This window comes from Nocardia sp. NPDC005978, assembly GCF_040614455.1.
Classification (GTDB): domain Bacteria; phylum Actinomycetota; class Actinomycetes; order Mycobacteriales; family Mycobacteriaceae; genus Nocardia.
In genome coordinates, this window is sequence record NZ_JBEXUS010000237.1 from 1 (window position 1) to 1,795 (window position 1,795).

The window sequence follows — 1,795 nt, forward strand, 5'->3', positions numbered from 1 at the left end:
GCTCCCCCGCGATGCGCTGCTGGGTGGCGACTTCGCGCGTATCGACGTCAACGGCCGCGCGACCGGGCCGTTCGCGTTCCGACGCCCGACAGCGGAACACCGCCCCCGACGCGGCCGCGTCTCAGCAGGGCGGGTAGACGGACCCCACGAACTTGCCCGTCAGCACGCAGACCAGGGTCCACGCCGCGTCGCGCGCAAGGGTTCCCGACGAACTGAACGAACCGCTGTCGTCGATCTGCCGCACGGACGCGGGTTCGGCCGGAACGGCGGCCTGTGCGGTGACCGTCACCGCGCCCGACGCGCCGACCAATGCGGCCGACACGGCGAGGGTTCCGAGCAATTTCTTCGAATACATGCATCACTCCGTTGATCTCGACTCCGACCCGGCCCAGTATTGAATGGTGTCGTCCACTCCGGCAGCCCCGATTCCCGTGGGCCCGCCTGTGAGTCCCGTCTCTGAACCGACCGTCCGGCTTGCTCTTTCGGGCCGCCGATTGCAACGGTGGTCGAGATGTCTCCGCAGAAGCCGTCGCGCACACGCGAACACGCCCCACCCGCGGCCGGGGCCGGATGAATACGTCGGTAGCAGAGCAATGTTGGGACGCCCATGATCTGATCGGCATGAGCGACAAGGATGTTGTCGACAGTAGTGGAGTGTTGCGTTGAAAATAGCGTTGTTTGCGATGTCGCCGGGTTCGCGGCGCGGGCGGTCCGGCGTGGTCCCGGCCTGCCTGGCGGTAGTGCTGGCCGTGGCCGTCGCGGCCTGCGGGCAGAGCAAGACATCGGACGGGCAGGGTAACCCGTCCACCGGACCGGTGGCGGTCGGCTCGGAGGTCAAGGCCGCGGTCGACAAACTGGTTGTCGCGGCGGAACTCCCGATGACCGGCTACACCCGCGAGAAGTTCCCGCACTGGGACACCAAGGCGGTCGAGCACGGGTTCGGGACCGAATTCGCGCAGTACGCCAAATGCACGACCCGCGAAGTGATGATGCTGCGCGACGCCACCGGCGATGTCACCCTCGATCCCAAGACCTGCGATCTGAAGGTCGGCAAGGGCGGCGGCTGGCAGGACTCCTACGGCGTCATGGACGCCAAGACCGGACAGCTCAAGCCGTACAAGTTCATCACCGATCCGGCCGGCGTGGATGCCGAGCACATCGTGCCGTTGGCCGAGGCCTGGCGTTCGGGCGCCTCGAAGCTGGACGAGGACACCCGCCGCAATATCGCCAACGACGCGGTCAATCTGATCGCGTCCGACCCGTCCGCGAACAGGTCGAAGGGTGATCAGGACGTGGCCAATTATCTGCCGCCGGGAGCTTTCCGGTGTGGCTATATCGATCACTACGTGAAGATAAAGATAAAATATGCCTTGGCTGTAGATAACGACGAGCTCAAAGCGCTGCGCACCGCAGTCGACGACTGCGTCAAACAAGGAGGGTTCAGATAATCGACGTCATCGAGATTCTCGCCGAAGCCGCCATCATGACCCGCGAGGAAGGGACGGTGTCGGGAGAGCTTGATGTCGCAGTCGACGACACCGGAACAGCGCTGGTCCGCTACCGCGATACCGAAACCTGGTACACGATCGGCAATCTGGAGGACCGGCCGCCATTGAAATGGTCGTCGGTCGCCGATCTGGTTGCCGCTATCGAAGCAGGTCAGGGTACCCGCGACGCCGCCGGAAACACCATTCCATTCGAAGCCTGACCGGATTTCGGTCCGGCGCGGCCGTTCATCGAATATCGAACGGCCGCAATAGAACAGCCGTGGGGTGCGGACCGATCAACCGGTCCG

The 1,795-nt window shown here is 64.7% G+C and carries 3 protein-coding genes; 2 read left to right on the top strand and 1 reads right to left on the bottom strand.

Features of this window, described 5'->3' with window-relative positions; genetic code table 11:
- Positions 1 to 121: 121 nt before the first annotated feature.
- Positions 122 to 355: a hypothetical protein gene (locus ABZ319_RS40360; RefSeq protein WP_354991874.1), complete on the bottom strand. Its 234-nt coding sequence runs from the start codon at positions 353 to 355 to the stop codon at positions 122 to 124.
- A gap of 328 nt (positions 356 to 683) precedes the next feature.
- Between ABZ319_RS40360 and ABZ319_RS40365 the strand changes: the two genes are divergently transcribed.
- Complete coding sequence (locus ABZ319_RS40365; RefSeq protein ID WP_354991875.1) at positions 684 to 1,448, top strand: HNH endonuclease family protein; 765 nt, start codon at positions 684 to 686, stop codon at positions 1,446 to 1,448.
- Between the two features lie 35 nt (positions 1,449 to 1,483).
- On the top strand, positions 1,484 to 1,708 hold the full coding sequence (locus ABZ319_RS40370) for a hypothetical protein (RefSeq protein ID WP_354991876.1): 225 nt from the start codon (positions 1,484 to 1,486) through the stop codon (positions 1,706 to 1,708).
- Positions 1,709 to 1,795 lie beyond the last annotated feature (87 nt).

Excerpts from the sequence above, each read along its gene's own strand:
- ABZ319_RS40360 (WP_354991874.1), bottom strand. The coding sequence starts at position 355 with ATGTATTCGAAGAAATTGCTCGGAACCCTCGCCGTGTCGGCCGCATTG.
- ABZ319_RS40365 (WP_354991875.1), top strand. The coding sequence starts at position 684 with ATGTCGCCGGGTTCGCGGCGCGGGCGGTCCGGCGTGGTCCCGGCCTGC.
- ABZ319_RS40370 (WP_354991876.1), top strand. The coding sequence starts at position 1,484 with ATGACCCGCGAGGAAGGGACGGTGTCGGGAGAGCTTGATGTCGCAGTC.